The organism is Vibrio sp. M260121 (genome assembly GCF_036533715.1).
In the GTDB taxonomy this organism is placed as follows: Bacteria; Pseudomonadota; Gammaproteobacteria; order Enterobacterales; family Vibrionaceae; genus Vibrio.
Genome location: NZ_JATABF010000015.1, coordinates 96,707 through 103,500, shown reverse-complemented (window position 1 = coordinate 103,500; position 6,794 = coordinate 96,707). Strand labels below are relative to the sequence as shown.

5 protein-coding genes and 1 pseudogene are annotated in these 6,794 nt (G+C 44.5%); 1 reads left to right on the top strand and 5 read right to left on the bottom strand.

Features of this window, described 5'->3' with window-relative positions:
- A pseudogene (locus QTO06_RS10840) lies at positions 1-165 on the top strand (IS5/IS1182 family transposase); the annotation flags it as partial.
- Between the two features lie 121 nt (positions 166-286).
- Here the strand turns inward: QTO06_RS10840 and QTO06_RS10835 are convergent.
- The 5 genes from QTO06_RS10835 to QTO06_RS10815 form a co-directional block, all read right to left on the bottom strand.
- On the bottom strand, positions 287-1,765 hold the full coding sequence (locus tag QTO06_RS10835) for a carboxypeptidase M32 (RefSeq protein ID WP_331407992.1): 1,479 nt from the start codon (positions 1,763-1,765) through the stop codon (positions 287-289).
- 236 nt (positions 1,766-2,001) lie between these two features.
- Positions 2,002-2,670: a response regulator transcription factor gene (locus tag QTO06_RS10830; protein WP_331407991.1), complete on the bottom strand. Its 669-nt coding sequence runs from the start codon at positions 2,668-2,670 to the stop codon at positions 2,002-2,004.
- Between the two features lie 107 nt (positions 2,671-2,777).
- Positions 2,778-3,650: a hypothetical protein gene (locus QTO06_RS10825; protein ID WP_331407989.1), complete on the bottom strand. Its 873-nt coding sequence runs from the start codon at positions 3,648-3,650 to the stop codon at positions 2,778-2,780.
- Positions 3,640-6,123 (bottom strand): fimbria/pilus outer membrane usher protein, encoded by a 2,484-nt coding sequence (locus QTO06_RS10820; protein ID WP_331407988.1) that lies wholly within the window; start codon positions 6,121-6,123, stop codon positions 3,640-3,642. Before QTO06_RS10820 ends, QTO06_RS10825 begins: the two co-directional genes overlap by 11 nt.
- The gene (locus QTO06_RS10815; RefSeq protein ID WP_331407987.1) at positions 6,107-6,793 is read right to left on the bottom strand and encodes a pilus assembly protein; all 687 of its coding nucleotides are present in this window, start codon (positions 6,791-6,793) and stop codon (positions 6,107-6,109) included. The genes QTO06_RS10820 and QTO06_RS10815 overlap by 17 nt, the downstream gene beginning before the upstream one ends.
- Position 6,794: the final 1 nt, after the last annotated feature.

The following is a 6,794-nucleotide window of genomic DNA, read 5'->3' as shown; positions in this document are numbered from 1 at the left end:
AAGCGCTCGCTCTCAGAGACAGCAATGTATCGGGTAAAACAGTTGTTAGGTGGGAAACTAAGCCTAAGAAATTACAACGCTCAGGTTGGCGAGACTTACGCTATGATCAAAGCGTTGAACAAGATTACAGGGCTTGGTATGCCTGAAACTCAGTGTATTGTTTAAGTATCAATCAACATGGGGCAGCCATGTCTTCTCACTTAATTAAGCAACAAAGCCTAGACTCTAGCGCAAATAAAAGGCTGGTACTAAACCAGCCTTTTTTCGTGTGATGACTTGGCGAAATTTATTTACCCAAGTATCGGTTTTCTAGATGTGCTTTAAAGTGTTTCGCGTTTAATACATCGCCTGTAGCTTGGCTTACCAAGCCGTCAGTAGACAACAAGCTACCTTTGCTCCAGATGTTATCTGACAACCAAGTAAAGATTGGCGACAGATCGCCAGAGCGAATCGCACCACTTACGTCCACAGTTTGCTGCATCGCTGCCATAAATTGCGCCGCGTACATCGCGCCAAGCGTGTATGACGGGAAGTAACCAAAGGCGCCATCTGTCCAGTGGATATCCTGCATACAACCGTTCTTAAAGTTGCCTTCTGTCGATAGACCCAAATAAGCCTTCATCTTTTCATTCCACAACTCTGGAACGTCAGTGTGTTTGATCACGCCGTTCATTAGGTCGCGTTCAATTTCGTAACGTAGGATAACGTGAGCAGGATATGTCAGTTCGTCAGCGTCGACGCGGATGAAGCCTTTTTCTACGTGTGTGTAGATTTTCGACAAGTTGTCTTGAGCAAACTCAGGACCTTCAAAGTGGTTAGAAGCCAGACGAGCAAGGTGCTCAACAAATGCTTGGCTGCGGCCCACCTGCATCTCGAAGAACAGAGATTGAGATTCGTGGATGCCCATTGAGCGAGCTTGGCCAGCCATTGTGCCTGCTAACGATTTTGGCAGGCCTTGCTCATAACGCGCGTGACCTGTTTCATGCACGATGCCCATCAATGATTGTACGAACTCTTTTTCGTCGTAGCGAGTAGTAATACGGACATCTGTCGGAACACCGCCGCAGAATGGGTGAACACTTTCATCAAGACGGCCGTGTTCAAAGTCGAATTGCAGCAGCTTCATGACTTCCAGACCCAGTGCTTTTTGCTTTTCAGCAGGGTAATGACCGTTCGGAAGCAGGATTTTATTGGCTTTTTGCTTTTCGATGGCTTCATCAATCATTGATGGTAACCAGGTTTTCACATCCGCAAATAGCACGTCTAGAGACGCGGACGTTGTGCCTGGTTCGTACAGTTCTAGCATTGCATCGTAAGGTGATGTGCCAGTCGCTTCTGCGCGAATCTGAGCTTCTTCTTGAGAAAGCTTAACCACTTCAGCCCAGTTCTTTTCGAAGCCAACCCAATCGTCATTGCCACGTTGGGTACGCCAAGCATGCTCACACTTAGAGCCTGCTAATGACTGTGCTTGTACCAAAGATTCAGGCAGTAGGTTTGCTTGTTGCCAATCGCGTTTCATTTCACGCAGTACGGCTTGATCTTGCGTTGATAATGACTCTTCTTCTGCTTGTGCAAACAGGTCACCTAAATGAGGTTGAGTCATAAGAGAGTGCATATGCACCTCAAGTTCAGCCATCGCGTTAGAGCGAGCTTCCGCACCGCCTGTTGGCATGACGGCAGCTTGATCCCACCCTACGATTGCAGATAGGTGACCAAAGTTAGAGACTTTTTTTGAATGTTCGACGAGTTTTTGAAATGCGCTCATGTGACTACTCTTTGTTATGTTCTTTCCTTAAACGCCCCAAATGGGGTCTTTGAACGTACGTTCATATCTCTCGACACCGATGCAGAGAAAAAGGCAGCATTAAGACAATGCCGATAGAGAAGTGTGTCTAATTTACTATTTATTAACAAATAATGCAGGTCTATTGTGCACAAATTCAGTCACTTGTACACCTAACCAAAGGGAATGTTGAGAAACAAGACTAGAGTCAACGATGGCTAATGTTCTTGAGTTTCTTGCTTAAGAGGGCGGCTGAATTTTTGAATGGCTTCTTTACGACAACTCACATTGAGTTTTTTGTAAAGCTTGTAAACATGAGTTTTTACTGTGCTTTCCGCAACAAATAAAGCGTCAGCAATTTCTAAATTTGATTGTCCCTGAACAATACGATCGAGGATTTGCTTTTCTCTTTTCGTTAGCGTGTTGCTGATTTCTTGAGAACTGATGGCATAAGGACGGAAATGAATCAGCATTTTTGCCATCAGTTTTCGAGGTAACCACAATTCGCCGCTTAACACGGCATCGATACAGCGAGTTAAATGCTCTATTGGCGAATCTTCATAAAGTACGCCTTTGAGATTGAGACAAGAAAAAAGCCGAAGATCTGAGCCCGTTTTCGGTACGTCATAAACCACTAAGTCGGTGCTTTTTGTTTTGAGTGAGATGTAGTCAGACAGTGACCTTTCTTCCAATAGATAGTTAGAAATCAGAACAACGTTGTAGCTAGACAAGTTAATTTCATCGTCCAAGCAATGGATGCTTTTACGGGTAAGTTTGTTTTGGGGGGTCTTTTCCAATTCTCGGCGAATAAACTGGTTTTGAATACAGTTTTCACCAATAAGAAGGATGTTAGATTCTAATTCTTTCCTATGTGTCCCCATATTCATAACTAGCCCCTATATAATAGTTTTGTACTAATAATATTGATAATGTAATCACCTTAGTCTAGGGGTATAGTGCTCGCCACTTTTCTCTGTTTCAACTTTGCGACTGCCTAAGGTTGTTGCGAAAGCTTAGGTTCAATTGAGATCTGGAGCACATCGTTGTAGGTACCTCCCGGTTTATTTAGCGTATCGCCGATGATAAATTTCATGTTTTTGGCGTGTCCCTTAGATGGCGTATTTTCGCTGACTCTAGCACTCGCCTGATCTAGGTTAATTTGCTTAGAATCCAGATACATATCGTAGCTAATGTCCCATTGGGTGTCCGCAGATTTGTGTCGGAGCGCACCTCGGTTTTTTGATTCAAAAACCAGGTTATATCCGGCGTTACTTTGAATCCAAAGTTTGGGCGCGGATGTAACTACTTTATTGGATTGGAGTATCCCCATATCCAATTCGTAGTGCTGTTGAGTCAAACCATAAAACTGTATTTTGGCCATCGGCAAAACAGTGACTGCGATATTTGTCACAGCCGGTAAAACATATTCGTTATTGAGAAGTTGTTCGGTTAATACTGTCGCTTCGAGCTTGCCTTGATAAATACCTGAGGCGAGCCATTGTTGAGCCGGATAACGTATTTGAAAGGTGATATCAGCGTTATTCTCTGTTAAGACGACATGCCATTGATTACCTTTTTGGTAACCGTTCCCGCCTTGCCATTCGAAAATTAACTGGGCATTGGCTTCTCCTTTTAAAAAAGAGTCACCATCATCAATCTCTAACTTGACCGGAATTTGGCATTGTTCGCCTTCAATATTGGCGCGCAGTCGATATGTCGAAATGAGTGTGTATGTACCAGAGGCAAACACATCATAGCGTGCCTGCGTAGAAGCAGGTTCGACACTTAAGTTACTCATTGAGCAAAGAGAACCCGCTAATGCTGGGGGAGCAAGCAATATTAGACTGATAAAAGGTTTAATCCACATAAAGCTCTCCTAATCTGATTAAAACATTGCTGCGTTCATCTAAAGTGATCACCACTGTCTGTTTTTCTTTTGTGTCGAGTGTGAGTTGGTATTGACCGGGACGTAAGCCGGAGATTGCAAACAAGCCATTTCGATTAGTAAAGAATTCGATGGGCTGTTGGGTTTCGCTACCCAAATAAGTCGCCACGCCAGCAATGAGTGGGATAGGGCTGCCAGTATGTCGATCGAGTAATGTTCCCATTACAGTTAACACAGAATCTGAGCCAATCTTGAGTTGGTAACCGCGTTTGTAGCCAGGACTCAGCCAAAATGCCCCGTCACCTAAATCGTAACCGGGCGGTAGGTTCTCTACGTCATAACTGATCAATTGAGGGTTGTAGGCAACCAAGTCCGGTATCAATACATTGGATGCGCTATGGCTATATACGCGAGCGTTTTCACCGTCTAGAGTTGGATCGATATCAACATTGTTTTCTTCCAAGCTTGGGTGCTTAGACACCACTGCAAACGCTTCACGCACTGGGCGTCCAACTGTTATTGAGGAACCAGCAAAGGCAATCGCACTACTGACTTCTGCACGCGTACTGTGGTTTCTTATATCTTCGTTCAAACTCTCCATACGCGTAGCGTGGTCAGCGATAACTTGAAAGCGGTTGGCAGAATAGTTAACGCCAAGGTCAATGTCAGCGTCGCTGTCTCGGCTGGTAACAACAGAAGCATAGCCTGACATGCCCCCAGTATTACCTACATTATTTTGATAAGTGAGGTCTAGTGCTGCTTTATCGACTTCACTGTTGTAGCGGCTGACTAATCGTGTGGAATCGCTTAATGGCCAGCTTAACGTGAGAGACGTATTCCATTCATCTGAACCGACGTCGTTGTTCTCATAGTTGACCCTTGCGCTCCATGTCGCAGGTGTCGAGAAGAACGAACCGGACAGGCTAGGGCTAACTGACCAATAATTCGCAGTATCTTCAGTGCCAGAGCGGTAATTGACCGTCATGGCTGCACGTAAATCGTCATTAATATAAAACGCACCAAACGCCGAGGCATAGTGGGTGGTTTGGTTGAGAGGAGAGTCGATGGTGTCGTAGCTTTCTACGCCCGCGAAGTTTTCCGATTGGTATTCATAGAAAACACTTAATTGTGGTTGCCAAGGATTGTCATCATCAAATTCTGCATCGAAAGCGACGCGGAATGCTTGCCCAGAATCGAGAGTGGGATGATGGCTTTGAGAGGCGGACAATTCGGTGACACCTAATGAGCTTGCAATTAAAGCCGTCCCGCCATATTGGTACAGGTCTTCACGTTTTTGACCGTTTACGCCTAGCGTAAGCCATGGCAATACACCAACATCAAGATAACCATGTATCAATTTTTGATCGGTTTGATAATCGAGCTCGTTGTTATTGACCTCTGATGGCACGCCCGCCATTAAACTGTACTCAAACTCTCCGTTGTTAAGAAGGTCATTCCCCGTTGCGACAGAAAATTGAATTCTTTCGGTTTGCCCAGAAGAGTCGGTGATCACCAATTCGACATCGTTAGTACCTTGTGCGAGAGGGATATCACTCAAGTTATAGCTGCCTGCGCCCAGTGTCAGCCTCTGAACGACAATGCCATCGATAACAACGTCGACATTCGACGTGCGTTGCAATGTAAAAGACTGATTGGCTTTAGGGCGCACGTTTCGAGTAGGAATTAAAGTAAAGTCACGTGTGATGCCGATTCCAAGGATGTCGGTACCATCTTGAAAGCTCTTGCCAGAGTTAAACATATCACCCAATACAAGGCGCGTTCCTTGTGAAGGAAAATCATAGTTTAAGCGCGTGCCTTGGCGGTAATAATCTGAGTCTTGAGATGATCCATTTTCAAAGGTGGCTTCGTATTCAAGGTTTGCAGAACCTGCGTTTAAGCCCGATTCAAATCTTGTACTGTAAATACTTTGTCGGTCATTTTGCTCTGCTATGGTCTGAGTTTCATTCGCCGATGCGGTGACATTGACATAACCACTGAAAAAGCTGGGTTCAGAATAATTAAAATGTTCATTGTCTTCAGCTAACGATATTTGTCGCGTGACGCTCAACTCGTTAGGAACTGAAATGATGCATTCTAGGGTGGATAAATCAAAGGTAAGCCCAAGCCCGGCACGTCGAAAGTCTTCTTGAGATAAGGTCCCTGAATGGGCGTCTCGTAATTTCTCTAAGGCTGACTCGGCGACAGATGACGAAAGTAGGGCGATGGTACTGTCTTTCGGTAAGCGAATCTCGTCATCAGCGGTAATGGTGACTTGTGCCTGACCCAAGACGCTGTCACTGATTTTTAAAAGAGAGGATAGCTCGATATCTCGACCTGTTGGATTAAGCACAACCTCGCGTGCCCAACTGATGTTGATTTGAGCGATACATAAAATCGTTAATAAAATGAATAGGAGCCAAACAGCACTGCTCCGACGCTCATTGCTCTCTTCCATGATATTTTCCTACTGGGATTGCTTTCCGTGAACGCAGGGTGAAGGTAGAAAATGGTGGCAAAAATTGGTCACCGACTTGTTGTTGGAGCGAGTAATTTTCTGTCGCTGTTAACGGCTCAAAATAAAGTAGTCGAGAGTAGGTAAAGCGTTCGCCAGTATTACGAATAACCAATTGTCCGGCATCAGAAACTTCCAAGGTGACGTCTGGTTGTTGGCTGTTGGAGTACACATGAAGCAGCGCGTTATAATGCACTTTAATTTTAACTCCGCTCTGCTGCCCGGATAAAGTGACGGTGTGACTGTCAGCATTTGCCAAGTGAGCTTGCGTAAATCGTATAAAGTAGCTGGAAGACGTTTTTTGCACGGAAGGTTCAAGCCATTGAATGCGAAATACTTGCTTTGAGTTCGGTGCTAACATTGCTGCCGGTGGAAAAACTAAAAGTGCGTCGCTATTTAATGCTTTGGTTTTGTATTGGCCATTTGGCTTAAATACCAACTGATGGATGCTTACTTCTAGTGGCATTTTTTCTGTTGAATTATTTGTCACGATTATTTGTGATGTCGTATTACTATCTGTATTCAACTCAAATACAGTTGGTGAAATGATAATCGCATTAACAAAACTACTAAATAATAGCAAGGCGAGACAGGTGATAGAAGGATAGAACATC